This is a genomic window from Bradyrhizobium sp. WU425, assembly GCF_021052305.1.
In the GTDB taxonomy this organism is placed as follows: domain Bacteria; phylum Pseudomonadota; class Alphaproteobacteria; order Rhizobiales; family Xanthobacteraceae; genus Bradyrhizobium; species Bradyrhizobium canariense_D.
In genome coordinates this window covers 7,522,022-7,536,249 of the sequence record NZ_CP088089.1, presented here as the reverse complement: position 1 = coordinate 7,536,249, position 14,228 = coordinate 7,522,022, and the positions used below count along the sequence as shown (strand labels likewise).

At 63.6% G+C, this 14,228-nt stretch carries 14 protein-coding genes; 5 read left to right on the top strand and 9 right to left on the bottom strand.

Going from position 1 to position 14,228, the window contains the following annotated elements; genetic code table 11:
• Positions 1–238: 238 nt before the first annotated feature.
• Entirely contained in the window at positions 239–1,639 is a 1,401-nt protein-coding gene (locus BcanWU425_RS35865; protein ID WP_026233936.1) for a TAXI family TRAP transporter solute-binding subunit, read from the top strand.
• A 153-nt stretch (positions 1,640–1,792) separates the two neighbouring features.
• On the opposite strand, the gene BcanWU425_RS35860 is transcribed toward BcanWU425_RS35865, so the two are convergent.
• Together BcanWU425_RS35860 and BcanWU425_RS35855 are read right to left on the bottom strand one after the other, a co-directional pair.
• A complete protein-coding gene (locus BcanWU425_RS35860; RefSeq protein ID WP_204513182.1) occupies positions 1,793–3,412 on the bottom strand; it encodes an amidase family protein in 1,620 nt (539 codons plus the stop codon).
• 108 nt (positions 3,413–3,520) lie between these two features.
• Entirely contained in the window at positions 3,521–3,982 is a 462-nt protein-coding gene (locus tag BcanWU425_RS35855; protein WP_018460065.1) for a GNAT family N-acetyltransferase, read from the bottom strand.
• 501 nt (positions 3,983–4,483) lie between these two features.
• Between BcanWU425_RS35855 and BcanWU425_RS35850 the strand changes: the two genes are divergently transcribed.
• Positions 4,484–4,657 (top strand): hypothetical protein, encoded by a 174-nt coding sequence (locus BcanWU425_RS35850; protein ID WP_007604975.1) that lies wholly within the window; start codon positions 4,484–4,486, stop codon positions 4,655–4,657.
• Positions 4,658–4,671: 14 nt separating this feature from the next.
• Positions 4,672–4,881: a hypothetical protein gene (locus BcanWU425_RS35845; RefSeq protein ID WP_085352004.1), complete on the top strand. Its 210-nt coding sequence runs from the start codon at positions 4,672–4,674 to the stop codon at positions 4,879–4,881.
• 20 nt (positions 4,882–4,901) lie between these two features.
• Here the strand turns inward: BcanWU425_RS35845 and BcanWU425_RS35840 are convergent, their stop codons facing one another.
• Positions 4,902–5,240 (bottom strand): response regulator, encoded by a 339-nt coding sequence (locus BcanWU425_RS35840; protein WP_018460063.1) that lies wholly within the window; start codon positions 5,238–5,240, stop codon positions 4,902–4,904.
• 166 nt (positions 5,241–5,406) lie between these two features.
• Between BcanWU425_RS35840 and BcanWU425_RS35835 the strand changes: the two genes are divergently transcribed.
• Positions 5,407–6,180 (top strand): SDR family NAD(P)-dependent oxidoreductase, encoded by a 774-nt coding sequence (locus tag BcanWU425_RS35835; protein ID WP_018460062.1) that lies wholly within the window; start codon positions 5,407–5,409, stop codon positions 6,178–6,180.
• A gap of 267 nt (positions 6,181–6,447) precedes the next feature.
• On the opposite strand, the gene lepA is transcribed toward BcanWU425_RS35835, so the two are convergent.
• On the bottom strand, positions 6,448–8,259 hold the full coding sequence (lepA, locus tag BcanWU425_RS35830) for a translation elongation factor 4 (protein ID WP_204513183.1): 1,812 nt from the start codon (positions 8,257–8,259) through the stop codon (positions 6,448–6,450).
• A 126-nt stretch (positions 8,260–8,385) separates the two neighbouring features.
• Between lepA and BcanWU425_RS35825 the strand changes: the two genes are divergently transcribed.
• Positions 8,386–10,011: a glycosyltransferase family 39 protein gene (locus BcanWU425_RS35825; RefSeq protein ID WP_204514047.1), complete on the top strand. Its 1,626-nt coding sequence runs from the start codon at positions 8,386–8,388 to the stop codon at positions 10,009–10,011.
• 15 nt (positions 10,012–10,026) lie between these two features.
• Here the strand turns inward: BcanWU425_RS35825 and BcanWU425_RS35820 are convergent, their stop codons facing one another.
• The 5 genes from BcanWU425_RS35820 to BcanWU425_RS35800 all read right to left on the bottom strand — a co-directional run bounded on the left by BcanWU425_RS35820 (position 10,027) and on the right by BcanWU425_RS35800 (position 14,020).
• Positions 10,027–10,344, bottom strand: a complete 318-nt coding sequence (locus BcanWU425_RS35820) for an HPr family phosphocarrier protein (RefSeq protein WP_018460059.1) — start codon at positions 10,342–10,344, stop codon at positions 10,027–10,029.
• The gene (locus tag BcanWU425_RS35815) at positions 10,341–10,742 is read right to left on the bottom strand and encodes a PTS sugar transporter subunit IIA (RefSeq protein WP_007597752.1); all 402 of its coding nucleotides are present in this window, start codon (positions 10,740–10,742) and stop codon (positions 10,341–10,343) included. Before BcanWU425_RS35815 ends, BcanWU425_RS35820 begins: the two co-directional genes overlap by 4 nt.
• A gap of 133 nt (positions 10,743–10,875) precedes the next feature.
• Positions 10,876–11,400, bottom strand: a complete 525-nt coding sequence (locus tag BcanWU425_RS35810; protein WP_018460057.1) for an HPr kinase/phosphorylase — start codon at positions 11,398–11,400, stop codon at positions 10,876–10,878.
• The gene (locus tag BcanWU425_RS35805; RefSeq protein ID WP_018460056.1) at positions 11,397–13,202 is read right to left on the bottom strand and encodes a sensor histidine kinase; all 1,806 of its coding nucleotides are present in this window, start codon (positions 13,200–13,202) and stop codon (positions 11,397–11,399) included. Before BcanWU425_RS35805 ends, BcanWU425_RS35810 begins: the two co-directional genes overlap by 4 nt.
• Before the next feature lie 116 nt (positions 13,203–13,318).
• The gene (locus tag BcanWU425_RS35800; protein WP_007597749.1) at positions 13,319–14,020 is read right to left on the bottom strand and encodes a response regulator transcription factor; all 702 of its coding nucleotides are present in this window, start codon (positions 14,018–14,020) and stop codon (positions 13,319–13,321) included.
• Between the last annotated feature and the right edge of the window lie 208 nt (positions 14,021–14,228).

Here is a 14,228-nt window from a genome sequence, read left to right as displayed (position 1 = left end):
TCTACCGTGAGCGGTCAATCGCACGATGGTGATCTATTTGGCGAGGGGGATCAAGTTGGTGTGGCGTCAATCCGGCCATCGCCACGTGAAGTGCGGAATCAGAGATGATCGCGCAAGCTCGAAAGGCTCACGCCGGGCCAAGAAACTATTGGGGCTGCTCGGACATTATCGTTTTCCAGAAGAGCATGATACTGTTCCGAAACAGGCAGCGATTTTGGCCTCCAACCGGCAGCGGCAAATGTCCTCGTCTGATGCTCCGATGAAACGCAGTGACGCAGCCCGCAGAGGGCGGAGACAGACGAAGACCCTATTGCTGATTTTAGCCATCGGATTTCTCGTTTTCGGTGCCGCTGCGGGCACGTTGTATTACGCGCTGCGGCCGATAACGCTTCGGATTGCCGTCGGACCGCCGGGAAGCAACGATCACAAGGTGATCGAGGCGATGACCGAGGCCTTTGCCAACGAAAGCAGGACGGTGAGGTTGTCTCCGATCGCGACCGCCGGAGCGGCCGAAGCTCTCGCTCTGCTCGGTGCCGGCAAGGCCGACCTTGCGGTCGGTCGCGGCGATCTGGAAATGCCGGCCGACGCGCAAACAGTCGTCATCTTGCGCAAGAACTTCGTCGTGCTGTGGTCTTCTTCGGGACCGGCGGGCAAGGGCTCCAAGCGAAAGCCGGCGCCCAAAATCAAGGAGGTCGCCGATCTCGCAGGGCGCAGGGTGGGGGTGATCGGCGCGACCCCGGCGAACGCCGCGTTGCTGAGAGTCATCCTGAGCGCCGCCGGTGTGGAGCCGGACAAGGTCACGGTCACTCAATTCGGCACTGGCCAGCTCGAGGAGCTGGCGCGTGACCCGAGCCTCGACGCCTTCATGGCTGTCGGTCCGCTCGACAGCAAGATAACTGCCGACGCCGTCGCCGCGACCGCCCGGGCGCGTGGCGAGCCGAAATTTCTCGCGATCGACGCATCGGAAGCCATCGCCCTGAAGCATCCGCGTTATGAATCGGAGGAAATTCCGCCAAGCATTTTCAATGCGAATCCAGCCTGGCCCGATGACAAGGTGGAGACCGTCAGTGTCAGCCATTTGATCGTCGCCCGGAAAGCCTTGTCCGAAACGACAGTGTCAGCGTTTTACCGCCAGCAATTTGCCCTCCGGCAGGCGATTGCCAGGCAGGTGCCTGGCGCTGCGCAAATCACCAAGCCGGACACCGAGAAGGAAGCCGAGCTGCCGGTTCATCGGGGAGCGGCGGCCGTGATCGACGGGACCGAGCGCACCTTCCTCGACAGATATGGCGACTACTTCTGGTTTGCGCTCCTGCTTCTCTCCGGCATTGGCTCGGCCGGCGCCTGGCTGCGTCAATATCTGAATCGGGATGAACGCGACGAGAACACTGGCCATCGCAACAGAATTCTGGCGCTGGTTTCCAAGGTGCGCACCGCGGAATTCGACCACGAGCTATTGGCCATGCAGCAGGAGGTCGACGCCATCATCGTCGAAACACTTGGCTGCTACGATGACGGCGCCATCGAGGAAGAGGAGCTGGCAGCCTTCGGCCTGGTGCTCGAACTGTTCGATCATGCCCTCAGCGAGAGGCGCGCAGCGTTGCAAACCCCTCCTTCGAACGTGCTCGCCGCGCGGCGGTAGCGATACCGGCTTTGGTATCCGGGAGTTGCGTTCATGCGCGTTTCCTCGCCCATTCTTGGTGTGAGCGGTAAGGAGGCAATCGTGGTCTATCCGGCGGGGAGGATCAAGCTGTCCTAGCGTCGGTCTCGCCAGCTCGCGCTGACACGGGCGACATCACAGCTCGGGCAGACCCGACGGCGGCCTGCGTGCGTTGGCTGCTTGCTCGAAGGCATACGCCAGACGCAGCAGCTTGTGCTCGCTCCAGGCGCGCCCTGCGAAAGTGACGCCGAGCGGATAGTCGGGCGTGTCTTTGCCGTCGTCTGTCCCCGAGACGAATCCGCCGGGCACCATGACGCTGGGATAACCTGCCTTGGCGGCGATTGCGGCGCCATAGGCGCCGGGGAATAGCACCGCGTCGAGCTCGTGCTGGTTCATATAGGCGTCCATGCCGCGCGTCCTGGCGGAGAGCAGGTCCATGGCACGTGCGGACTTGTACTCGGGCTCGCTCAGATCGCCCCTGGTCAAGTCAGCGGCGAGGAAGTGGTCCTGTCCGAAACGCAGCGCATTGTCGGCGTTTGCTGCGTTGAAGGCCACGATGTCGGCCATGGTCTTGATGTCAGTGTTGGTCGCCCAATCCCTCAGGTAGAGATTGAGATCGTGCTTCAGCTCGTACAGAAAGACGACCGGCGGCCTTGCGACCGTGCCTTTGTGGGCGCTGAGCGGATTGCGGTTGAGCACAGCCATGGTCGTGCCCGGCCCACCGATCCAGCCAAGTGTGGGCATGCTGGCGCCCACGATGACGGCGCCGAGATCCTCCAGCACCTTGATCACCTCAGCCATCAGCTTGGCCGACTTCGCCGGCAGCTTGCCGTAATAGCAATCGTTCAGCGGGTCAGCGGGGTCGCTCGGCACGCCGATGCGCGCGCCCTTCATCGCGTCGGCGACGAGGCCGGCGGTGTAGTCGGCCGGCCGCCGCTGCTCTTGCGTCGCTGGGTCGAGCGGGTCCTTGGCAGCCAGCACATTCAGCAACATCGCGGCATCGCGCACCGTGCGCGTCATCGGACCGGCGGTGTCCTGGCTGTGCGCAAGCGGCAGGATGCCGGCGCGGCTGATCAGCCCGACGCTCGGTTTCACGGTGACGAGGCCGTTCAGGCTGGCGGGGTGCAGCAGCGAGCCCGAGGTTTCGGTACCGATCGAGGCCGCGCACAGTCCGGCCGCCACCGCGACCGCCGAACCCGAGCTTGAGCCCCCTGGGGTCAGAACCGGGATGCCGTGCTCGTCCATCAGCCCTGGTGCGTAGGGGTTCTTCACCTGCCCGCCCAGCGATGAATAGCCCGAGGGCATGTCGATCGCGAGCATGTTGGCAAACTCCGTCAGGTTCGCCTTGCCCAGGATCACCGCGCCGGCGCTCCGCAGCAGCTTGACGATGGTGGCATCATCCCTGGCGCGCGCGCCCTCCAGCGCCAGCGAGCCCGCCGTGGTCGGCTGTTCGTCTCCGGTCGCGATATTGTCCTTGAGTAGGATAGGGACGCCCGCCAGCGGCCGTTGGGCCGACGGCCTCGTGCCGTCGAGCGTGCCGGCGAGCGCATCGGGATTGAGTGCACGGACCGAGTTGAGCTTAGGCCCGTCGCGGTCATAGGCCGCGATGCGCGCGAGATAGAATTCCGCCAGCGCTCTCGCGGTGATCCGTCTGCCGGCCAAGGCATCGATGACGTCGCTCATGGGCGCGTGCGCGAGCATCTGCATGGTCGACGCCGGCGGCTCAGTCAGGCCAGCTCTAGGAAGCTCGGACATTTGCCTTTCCTTGCTCCATTCCATCGCGAGTGCGAGAGGCACTATCGTGGCGGATTTGGCGGGGAGGATCAATGAGGGGCGATGGGTTTCGCAAGCGCCAAGCCCATCTTACGAGCTGCCATCGAGCAATCGCTCCATGACGATCGTGCGTTCGTCACCATGATAGCTGTCGCGCGCCGCCCTGAATCCAAGGCCGGCGTAGAAGGTTTCAGCGGTGATTGAGGAAGAAAGGGTCAGCGAAGGGATGTTGCGCTCGCGTGCGGTACGCTCGATCTCGGCCATCAGCAGCTTGCCGATGCCGCGGGCCTGAACGTGTGGAGCGACGAAGACAGTGCGGACGACGGACCCGTCGAGGCTCGCGGTCCCGACGATGCGGCTGCGGATGGTAGCGACAAAAACGGTGCGTTGCCCAATGAGCTGCCGCACAGCGTCCGGACTGAAGCCGCGCACGATCCTTTCGATGACCTCGTTCGGATAATCCTTCGCGTTGGTTTCCCGCAGTGCACGCACGATGACCGCGCTGATATGAGCGGCGTCATCTTCAAGTGCAGGACGGATTGTGCATTCCATGGGCCACTCCAGTTCGCGGCGTGAAAAGCACAAAGACCGCTCGCTATTGCAGTCCCAGACCGCTGCAGTACCACGCCATGTCTTCGTGTCTCCAGCCGCGCTTGACGCCTGATTCCTTGCATTCATTGTAGGTCTTGAAGTTAGCTCCGTTTCGGCAGCCTGACGGATAGCTCCCAAAGCCGCCACCCGAGGTGGAACATGCGACCGAACTGGCCGCCGTGGTCGGGGCGACAGTGGCTTTGGGTGCTGCGTTCGCTGATGTGATCGACAAAATCAGCAAGCCCCCTAACGCAAGAACCGACGCTTTCATTGCATTCTCCTGATGGAACGATGCGTATACTATCTCAGGATGCATTATAGCTGGAGGCGCAACCTGAATGAAAGAGACCCGCGCTGCGGGCGCCCTCTGGTTTTCCATTCAACACCAAACCGGACAGCGTTGGTTCCTCTGAAGGAACGGTCAGGAGCTCAAGGCGTTTGAGGTAGCGAAAGGACACTTGCATGACCGAGAAATTCGATCCGGCACCGCCGGACAAGAACGCGGAAGATCTCAAGCGTGGCATCCGACGCGACAAGGCCAGGGACGACGAGCTGGACAAGGGCTTGAAGGACAGTTTCCCGGCGTCGGACCCGGTGAGCAGCACCCAGGCGTCCAAGGCAACACCGGACGCATGAAGGAGGGATAGACTATGGGCCTCGCAGCCTATGATATTGTTGGCAGGGACGGTGCCTGGCACGTCGACCACGATGGCGAAATCCGGAACACTTACCAGACCAAGGAAGCCGCTTTCGAGGCGGCTGTGGCCGCGGCATCGCTCGCCATGCGGCAGGGTCATTCCGTCCGGCTAACGGTGCCGGAGAGCGAGAACACCGTCGGCGCAGAAAATTCGGGCGGATGACCTTCGAGAGCATCCTGGTTCTACACGGCCGCCAGCAAATGGGCGGGCGCAAACGGCTTGCGCAAAAAGGTCGTGTTGGGCGGCAGCGGCGCCATCACCGTCCCGGACATCAGCACGATGTTGAGCCCCGGATGAGCACTGCGAGCGTATTCTGCGAGCTCAAGCCCGGTCATTCTCCCCGCGAGGTTGTGATCGGTGATGAGCGCCCGTAGCTCCGTGCCCGTCGACGCCACGATAAGCTCCGCGGCTTCCGCAGTGGCGCACTCGACGACTTCGAACCCTTCGTCCTTGAGAAGGTCGGACAGAACTTCGCGCTGGAGTGAGTCGTCCTCGACCAGCAGCATGACGAAATTCGACATGCGGTCATTCCCAACTTATCGGATGTTAATGCGCATCCCGGAAGATTGTTCGGTTGTGATGTCTTCGTTCGGCGCTCCTTGCGCCACGGCATGATCAGTCGAACATGTTGCATTCTCCTTGAGGTTTCGACGCAGGCGCCGAAGCGGGGATCGAACAGGAGCGGCAATGGCAATCGTCTTCATCACCGGCAGCACGGACGGTCTGGGCCGCGCAGCTGCCCAGTCTCTGCTCGAACAGGGCCACCAGGTCGTCCTGCACGCACGATCAGCGGAACGTGCGACCGCAATCTCCGAGCTTGAATCGCATTCCGCACGGGTCGTGATCGGCGATCTCAAGAGCGCCGCCCAGACGAGACACGTGGCAGATCAGGTCAACGCAATCGGACGAATGGACGCGGTCATCCACAACGCCGGGGTCTATACCGAGCGCAGCCGCGGCCCGACGCCCGAAGGCCACGCCACCACCCTGGCAATCAACACGCTCGCGCCCTATTTGCTCACCGCCCTGATGAAGCGCCCCGATCGGCTGGTGTATCTCAGCAGCGGACTACATCGCGGCGGAGAGGGATCGTTGAGCGATCTCGACTGGACGAGGCGAACCTGGGATCCGGCCAAGGCGTACGCGGAGAGCAAACTGCACATGGTCGCACTGGCCTTTGCCTTGGCGCGGCGTTGGCCGCAGGTGCTGAGCAACGCCGTCGATCCCGGCTGGGCGCGCACCAAAATGGGCGGTGCCGGAGCGCCGGTCGGCGTGGCCACCGGACAACGGACGCAGACCTGGCTCGCTGTGAGCGATGATCCCGCCGCCCTGGTCAGCGGTCGTTACTGGCATGACCTCCGGCAACAAGAGCCGGCGCACGAAGCAGTTGATCCCGATTTTCAGGAGCGGCTTCTGGACAGGCTGGGCGAGTTGACGGGAGTGATGCTTCCACCGGCGTAGAAGCAATTCGCCTGAAGCCCACATCTTCCCAAAGCGTCGGGAGGCCGATGCTGCCTCTCATGCGCACGGCATTGCCACGTGCTGCATGATGCCATCATGCCCCTGTTTTGCCCGACGAGTCAAACGAAATTCTGAAAATCAAAAATTCAATCCGAACAAGCCCCTCGCTACTGTGCATGGGGTTGTTTTCGCGTTTTTTGTTTTCGGTCCCGAAAAGCGCGGACCGGACCTGTCTCGCCGCGCTCGCGGCGGCCTAAAGCCGTCGCCTCAGCTGTCCACCTTCAGCGCGGCGATGAAGGCTTCCTGCGGGATGTCGACCTTGCCGAACTGCCGCATCTTCTTCTTGCCTTCCTTCTGCTTCTCCAGAAGTTTGCGCTTACGCGTGATGTCGCCGCCGTAGCACTTTGCGGTGACGTCCTTGCGCAGCGCGCGCACCGTCTCGCGCGCGATCACCTTGCCGCCGATCGCCGCCTGGATCGGGATCTGGAACATGTGCGGCGGGATCAAATCCTTCATCTTCTCGACCATGGCGCGGCCGCGGCCTTCGGCGCGGGTGCGATGCACCAGCATCGAGAGTGCGTCGACCGGCTCGTTGTTGACCAGGATCTGCATCTTGACGAGATCGGCCGGCTTGTAGTCGGTGAGATGATAGTCGAACGAGGCGTAGCCCTTGGAGACCGACTTCAGGCGGTCGTAGAAGTCGAACACGACCTCGTTGAGCGGCAGATCGTATTTCACCATCGCGCGGGAGCCGACATAGGTCAGCTCCTTCTGCGAGCCGCGGCGGTCCTGGCACAGCTTCAGCACGCTGCCGAGATATTCGTCGGGGGTGAGGATCGTGGCCTCGATCCAGGGCTCCTGGATCTCCGCGATCTTGACCACGTCCGGCATGTCGACAGGATTGTGAATCGAGATTTCCTGTCCGTCGGTCAGGCTCATCTTGTAGATCACGCTCGGCGCGGTCGCGATCAGGTTGAGATCGAATTCGCGCGACAGACGCTCCTGGATGATCTCCAGGTGCAACAGCCCGAGGAAGCCGCAGCGGAAGCCGAAGCCGAGTGCGGCCGAGGTCTCCATCTCGTAGGAGAAGCTGGCATCGTTGAGGCGTAGCTTGCCCATCGCCGCGCGCAAGGTCTCGAAGTCGTCGGCGTCGGCGGGGAACAGGCCGCAGAACACCACGGGAATGGCCGGCTTGAAGCCCGCCAGCATCTCGGTGACCGGCTTCCTGTCGTCGGTGATGGTATCGCCGACACGGGTGTCGGCCACTTCCTTGATCGCGGCGGTGATGAAGCCGATCTCGCCGGGGCCGAGCTCGTCGACCTGCGTCATCTTCGGGGTAAAGAAGCCGACGCGCTCGATGTCATAGGCCGCGCCCGTGCCCATCATGCGGACCCGGCTGCCCTTCTTCATGACGCCGTCGACGACGCGGATCAGCACCACCACGCCCAGATAGACGTCGTACCAGCTGTCGACCAGCAGCGCCTTCAGGGTCGCTTCGCGGTCGCCCTTCGGCGGCGGCAGGCGGGTGACGATCGCTTCCAGCACGTCGGGCACGCCGAGACCGGTCTTGGCCGAGATCATCACGGACTCGGACGCGTCGATGCCGATGACGTCCTCGATCTGTTGCTTGACCTTCTCCGGCTCTGCGGCGGGAAGATCGACCTTGTTCAGGACCGGAACGATCTCATGCCCCGCATCGAGCGCGTGGTAGACGTTGGCGAGCGTCTGCGCCTCGACGCCCTGGCTGGCGTCGACCACCAGCAGGGAACCCTCGCAGGCCGCCAGCGACCGCGAAACTTCGTAGGCGAAGTCGACATGGCCGGGCGTATCCATCAGGTTGAAGATGTAATCCTTGCCGTCCTTGGCGCGGTAGGCGAGGCGAACCGTCTGCGCCTTGATGGTGATGCCGCGCTCGCGCTCGATGTCCATGGAATCGAGCACCTGCTCCTTGCCCGCCATTTCCCGGTCGGTGAGGCCGCCGGTCATCTGGATCAGGCGGTCGGCCAGCGTCGATTTGCCATGGTCGATATGGGCGACGATGGAGAAATTGCGGATGTTGGAAATGGGGACGGTCGTCATGGGCGCGGGATACCACTCACATCCCCGTGCGGCAACCATATTGCTGTATTTTCAGGGCCTTTGTTCACGCCAAGCTGATTCCACGAAGGCCCGAAACGCGCTACGCAACGCCTGATGTCCAGGCCCATGACGACGACCTCGATCCCGTCTGCCCGAGCGCGCGCGAAGACCCGGGTGAGCTATGCCCGCTTTCGCGCCTGGCTGGTTGCCAGCGCGACCCGCCCCGAGGCGCGCCTCTGGCTGGTGATCCAGCTCGCCATCCTGCATGCGGTGCTCTGGACCTTCATCCTGATCAATCTCAAGGCAGCGCAGGACGTTCACATGGACGTCGCGGAAGCCTGGGGCTGGGGGCAGAAATTCCTCTGGGGCTATGGCAAGCACCCGCCGCTGTCGGGCTGGGTCGCCGGCCTCTGGTTCACAGTGTTCCCGCCGACGGACTGGGCGACCTATGCGCTGGCGATGGCGACCGTCGGCACCGGTATGGTGATCTGCTGGCTCATCGCGCTGCGCGTCGTGGATGCGCGGCGCGCGTTCCTGGTCGTGGTGATGGTCGCGCTCTACCCGATCTTCAATTTCAAGGGTTTCAAGTACAATCCCGACCTGCTCCAGCTCGTCACCTTGCCGCTCCTCGTGCTCGCTTATCTCAATGCGTTCGAGAAGCGGAGCTGGCGGTCCGGAGTGTTGCTCGGCCTTGCCGGCGCGCTGGCGCTGATGACCAAATACTGGGTGCTGACCATGATCGGCGCCATCGGGCTTGCCGCGCTGATCCATCCGGAGCGAATGAGATTCCTGTCGTCGCCGGCACCGTGGGTTGCGATCGCGACGATGGTGGTGGCGATGATCCCGCACATCGTGTGGCTGGCGGACGCGCATTTCGTGCCGCTGACCTATGCCGGCGATACCTACAGCCTCGAGGACAGCGGCCAGGTGCATCAGCTCGTGACCGGCTATGCCCTGCATAATGTCGCGCTGCTGGCATTGCCGGTGGCGCTGGCCGCGCTGGCGATGGCGCTGGTGCCACCTTGGTTCAGGCTGCTCCTGCGTGCGCCCTTGCGCATCGTCACGCGGGACTGGGCGCGCGGCGCGAATTCCAGCGTGAACCTTTCGCAGGCGCGCAACGTCTGGCTCATCCAGATCATCGTCGCGGTCGGCCCCGCGCTCGGTGCGCTGGCCTTCAGCATCTACATGAAGACCGATTGGGGCATCTCGCTGTTCTTCCTGGTGCCCTTGGCGCTGGTCGCGATCCCGGCGTTGCGGGTGCAGAGCGCTGCGCTGTTCAACATCGTCGCGATCTGGCTCGTGCTCAGCGTTGCCACGCTCATTGCCTCGCCCTGGATCGCCGCCCGCGAGATGGCGGCCAATGCCGGCAATACGGCGACTTACGGCGCGCGCTCGGATCTCGCGCGCGAGCTGACGCAGGCCTGGCACGCGCGCTTCGCCTCGCACTGGGCGGTCGTCGCCGGCACCATGGAATCGATCCAGCCGATGGTGTTCTACAGCCCGGATCATCCGGCCGCGTTCACGCCGCTCGAGGCCTGGGGGTCCGGATTGATTTCGCCCGATGACGTCAAGCGATACGGCTTCATCGGCGTGTTCGACCCGGCCGATGGTCGCCTGCCGGCGTTCGAAAAATGGGTGTCCGAAGTTGCGCCGAAGGCCGAGCGCATCGTAATGACGACGCGCCGTTTCACTCACGGCAAAGCCGGTCCGTCGATGAGCTGGAACATCTACATCGCGCCGCCGGGGAATTGATCGAAGCGAATCCGCCTAAATCCCTTCCTCGTTGAATTTGCTTTCAACGAGTTCGGTGATCGCCGCGAGCGCGGCTTCGGCATCATCGCCGGACGCAGCGACCGTGATGGTGGTGCCGGGACCGGCGGCGAGCATCATCAGGCCCATGATCGAGGTGCCGCCGACGGTTTCGCCGCCGCGCGTCACCCAGACCTGCGCGCTGAAACGCTCGACGGCCTGGACGAACTTGGCGGAGGCCCGCGCGTGCAGGCCGCGCTTGTTGATGATCAGGAGGTCCTTGGAGATCGCGCCCGCGGGCACGCCCGTCCCGGCTTGCGGCGCCTCGTCGCTCATTTGCCGGCGAGGACGCGGCTGGCGATGGTGACGTATTTGCGGCCGGCTTCCTGGGCCATCGCGATCGCGTCGGGGAGCGGACGCTCCTCGCGCACCTTGGCGAGCTTCACCAGCATGGGAAGGTTGATGCCCGCGAGCACTTCGACCTTCGGCCGGCTCATGCAGGATATTGCCAAATTGGACGGCGTGCCGCCGAACATGTCGGTGAGGATCGCGACGCCGTCGCCGGAATCGACGCGGTTAACCGCCTCGATAATGTCGCTTCGACAGAGATCGGAATCATCTTCGGCGCCGATCGTGATCGCTTCGATTTGCTTTTGTGGGCCCATGACATGTTCAAGCGCTGCCTTGAATTCGTCGGCAAGGCGCCCGTGGGTCACAAGTACTAGACCAATCATCGGAAAACTCCTCGCGGGCGCTTTTGGTGCACCGCACGAACGCGCCACTTTGACCATCCAGAGCCCCCGCGCAAGAGGGGATGTTGCGTATCTCCCTGAATCTAGACGGATGGATAAGGGGAGCTGCGCCGGTCTATTCGGTCGCGAGTGTGGGGTTCATATGGTTACCATTTCCCTTCAAACAATCGCCTGAAGGGTTAACGGGAGATGAACTCTTGGTAGTGGTCAAGGCCGCGACAACCAGAGGAAGGGGCAAATAGTCGCGGCCGACTGGGATTCGTGGTATTTCGACACCTAAAATGGCTGTTTTCAGGGATTGGGCCGGCGGCAGCCGCTCCGCATCCGCGGCGTCCAGATCGACCACGAGGCCGACGGTCGCATGCTCCACAAAGTCGCAGCGGCGGATTCCCAGCCCCCGGATCTCGATCAGGCCGGCCAGAACCGGGGCGGGGCGGACCTCAATTTCGCGGCCGACTGTCGCCAGATGGACACGGTCATCACCGACCAGAACGGCCGTTTCGAGCACGCCGCTGCGTCCTGCCATGATCAAATCGAAGGCAAGGCGCGACTTGCCGGAGCCCGAGGGCCCGCGGATCAGCACCGCCAGATCTCCAACCTTGACCGCCGAGGCGTGAACGCTGGGCCCACCGTCGCTCATAGCGCCGGTAGCCTCACCACGAAACGCGCGCCGACAACACTGGGCGCGCCGTCCTCGTCCGCCGGGCCGAGGCGGTTCTCCGCCCAGATGCGTCCGCCATGCGCGTCGACGATCTGCTTGGAGATCGACAGGCCGAGGCCGGAGTTCTGGCCAAAGCCCTGATGAGGGCGGTCGGTGTAGAAGCGCTCGAAGATGCGCTCCAGCGCGTCGTCGCGGATTCCGGGGCCGTCGTCGTCGACCACGATCTCGATCTCTCCGCGTACGCGGCGGCAAGTGAGGCGCACCTTGTTGCCGGGCTCGGAGAAGGACTGTGCGTTCGAGAGCAGGTTGGAGACCACTTGTCCGAGCCGCGAATCGTGGCCGGTCACGGCGAAATTGTCGGTCGGGCTGCGGCCCTCGAAACGCATTTCGACCGCGACGTCATGGCCGAGCTTGGTTTCATTGGCGACGGAGACGAGCGTCGTCAGCAGGCGGCGCAGGTCGACCGGAATCGCATCCTGGCGCTGCAGTTCTGCATCGAGACGGCTGGCGTCGGAGATGTCCGAGATCAGCCGGTCGAGCCGCTTGACGTCATGCTCGATCACCTCGAGCAGGCGCGCGCGGCTGTTCTCGTTGCGCGCCAGCGGCAACGTCTCGACCGCGGAGCGCAACGAGGTCAACGGGTTCTTCAATTCGTGCGCGACGTCGGCGGCGAACATCTCGATCGCTTCGATGCGGCTGTAGAGTGCACTGGTCATGTCGCGCAGCGCACCGGAGAGATGGCCGATCTCGTCGCGACGACGGGTGAAGTCGGGAATTTCGACGCGGGTCCTGATCCGGCGGCGGATCAGCTCGGCGCTATCGGCGAGCCGGCGGACCGGACCTGCGATCGTGCTGGCGAGCAGCAGCGACAGCATGATCATGACCGCGGCGGCGACGCCGCCCACTTTGAGGATGGCGAGGCGCTCGGCGGTGACCATCTGGTCGATGTCGTCGCCCTGCGTCGACAGCATCAGCGCGCCATGGATGGCGCGCGAGCGCAGCACGGGGACCGCGACAGAGACGATCACCTCGCCGCGCGCATTGACCCGCACCATCGAGCGCTTCTGGCCCTGGAGCGCGTCGCCGACCTCCGCATAGCCATTGCCGTTCTCGGGGCCGAGCTCGCGATAGAGCGGCAGGTCGCCGCGATTGAGCCAAGTACGGACCGCGACCATGCCGCGTTCGACCATGCCAGGCTTCTCGGCGGACACTGACGGCAGGGGGAAGCGCACCACGGTATCGAGGCTGCGGCTATCGACCAGCAGGCTGCCGTTCGGGTCGTAGATGCGGGCGCGCGTCTTGGTCGGCGAGATCAGCGTGCGCAGCACCGGTGCCACGCGCTCCGGATTGATCGGAAAATCCAGCGGGGAATACTCGTCCGAGCCGCCATAGGTCTCGCCCGGCTTGAGGTCGAGCAACCGGTCGGGGTCGATGGTGATGGCGTTGGTCTGCACCGTCGCGGACGCCGCGATCGCGCCGGCGATGATCTCCGCCTGCACCAGCAGGCTCTGCGCGCGCGCGTCGATCAGGCCGGCGCGGAATTGCGACAGATAGAGGATGCTCGCCACCAGCGCGACCAGGCCGGCGAGGTTGAGCGAGACGATGCGGCGGGTCAGGCTCGAGAAGGACAGCGCGAAGAAGAACTGCCCGGCGCGCTTCAACCAGTTCAGTGGACGCCAGCCCCGCACGGCCAGCTTGTCCTCAGCCAATTGATCCGGAGCGCCGTGGGCGGTGACGTCCTCGGCGTTCTGGTTCTCGTCAGGCTGCGTTCGGTCAAGCAATGCTCACGCCCGCGTTAGGACAGCTCGTGCGAAGGTCCCCGCATCCTAGAGCCATCCCGGTCCCGATGGAATCAGAACCGGCGATGCTCTCGGTCTTTCGTGGAGGCGCGTGCGCCTCAGGCTTCCTTGAAGCGGTAGCCGACGCCGTAGAGCGTCTCGATCATCTCGAACTCGTTGTCGACCACCTTGAACTTCTTGCGCAGCCGCTTGATGTGGCTGTCGATGGTGCGGTCGTCGACATAGACCTGGTCGTCATAGGCGGCGTCCATCAGCGCGTTGCGGCTCTTCACCACGCCGGGCCGGGTCGCGAGCGCCTGCAGGATCAGGAATTCGGTGACGGTCAGCGTCACCGGCTCGTTTTTCCAGGTGCAGGTGTGCCGTTCAGGATCCATGCGCAGCAGGCCGCGGTCGAGCGCCTTGGCGTCGTTCTCCTTCGGCGTGACGGTCGGGTCCTTCGGCGCCGAACGGCGCAGCACCGCCTTGACGCGCTCGACCAGCAGGCGCTGCGAGAACGGTTTGCGGATGAAGTCGTCGGCGCCCATCTTGAGGCCGAACAGCTCGTCGATCTCTTCGTCCTTCGAGGTCAGGAAGATCACCGGCAGGTCGGATTTCTGCCGCAGCCGGCGCAACGTCTCCATGCCGTCCATGCGCGGCATCTTGATGTCGAGGATGGCAAGATCGGGCTGGGTGGTGCGGAAACCGTCGAGCGCTGAGGCGCCGTCGGTATAGGTCATGATGCGATAGCCTTCGGCCTCCAGCGCGATCGAGACGGATGTGAGAATGTTGCGGTCGTCGTCGACCAAAGCGATTGTGGGCATGAGCCTCTGCTTTCTGCTTTCCGTTTGGGTCGTGGCTTGAAAACGGCGAGCAATCCACTGATGCGCCGCATACATGGGTGCCGATGTTGGCATTCGAACCTTGTCACCGAGCAATGCAAGCTAGGCTGAAGTGTGACCAAGTTCCACGAAACACGGCAGATTCGCCGCATCTCGACCCATAACCGGGCCCCGGTTTACCCGAAAAAAG

Bases quoted from the DNA above. Each gene is read 5' to 3' on its own strand.
- BcanWU425_RS35865 (WP_026233936.1), top strand. From the start codon at position 239: ATGTCCTCGTCTGATGCTCCGATGAAACGCAGTGACGCAGCCCGCAGA.
- BcanWU425_RS35860 (WP_204513182.1), bottom strand. From the start codon at position 3,412: ATGTCCGAGCTTCCTAGAGCTGGCCTGACTGAGCCGCCGGCGTCGACC.
- BcanWU425_RS35855 (WP_018460065.1), bottom strand. From the start codon at position 3,982: ATGGAATGCACAATCCGTCCTGCACTTGAAGATGACGCCGCTCATATC.
- BcanWU425_RS35850 (WP_007604975.1), top strand. From the start codon at position 4,484: ATGACCGAGAAATTCGATCCGGCACCGCCGGACAAGAACGCGGAAGAT.
- BcanWU425_RS35845 (WP_085352004.1), top strand. From the start codon at position 4,672: ATGGGCCTCGCAGCCTATGATATTGTTGGCAGGGACGGTGCCTGGCAC.
- BcanWU425_RS35840 (WP_018460063.1), bottom strand. From the start codon at position 5,240: ATGTCGAATTTCGTCATGCTGCTGGTCGAGGACGACTCACTCCAGCGC.
- BcanWU425_RS35835 (WP_018460062.1), top strand. From the start codon at position 5,407: ATGGCAATCGTCTTCATCACCGGCAGCACGGACGGTCTGGGCCGCGCA.
- lepA (WP_204513183.1), bottom strand. From the start codon at position 8,259: ATGACGACCGTCCCCATTTCCAACATCCGCAATTTCTCCATCGTCGCC.
- BcanWU425_RS35825 (WP_204514047.1), top strand. From the start codon at position 8,386: ATGACGACGACCTCGATCCCGTCTGCCCGAGCGCGCGCGAAGACCCGG.
- BcanWU425_RS35820 (WP_018460059.1), bottom strand. From the start codon at position 10,344: ATGAGCGACGAGGCGCCGCAAGCCGGGACGGGCGTGCCCGCGGGCGCG.
- BcanWU425_RS35815 (WP_007597752.1), bottom strand. From the start codon at position 10,742: ATGATTGGTCTAGTACTTGTGACCCACGGGCGCCTTGCCGACGAATTC.
- BcanWU425_RS35810 (WP_018460057.1), bottom strand. From the start codon at position 11,400: ATGAGCGACGGTGGGCCCAGCGTTCACGCCTCGGCGGTCAAGGTTGGA.
- BcanWU425_RS35800 (WP_007597749.1), bottom strand. From the start codon at position 14,020: ATGCCCACAATCGCTTTGGTCGACGACGACCGCAACATTCTCACATCC.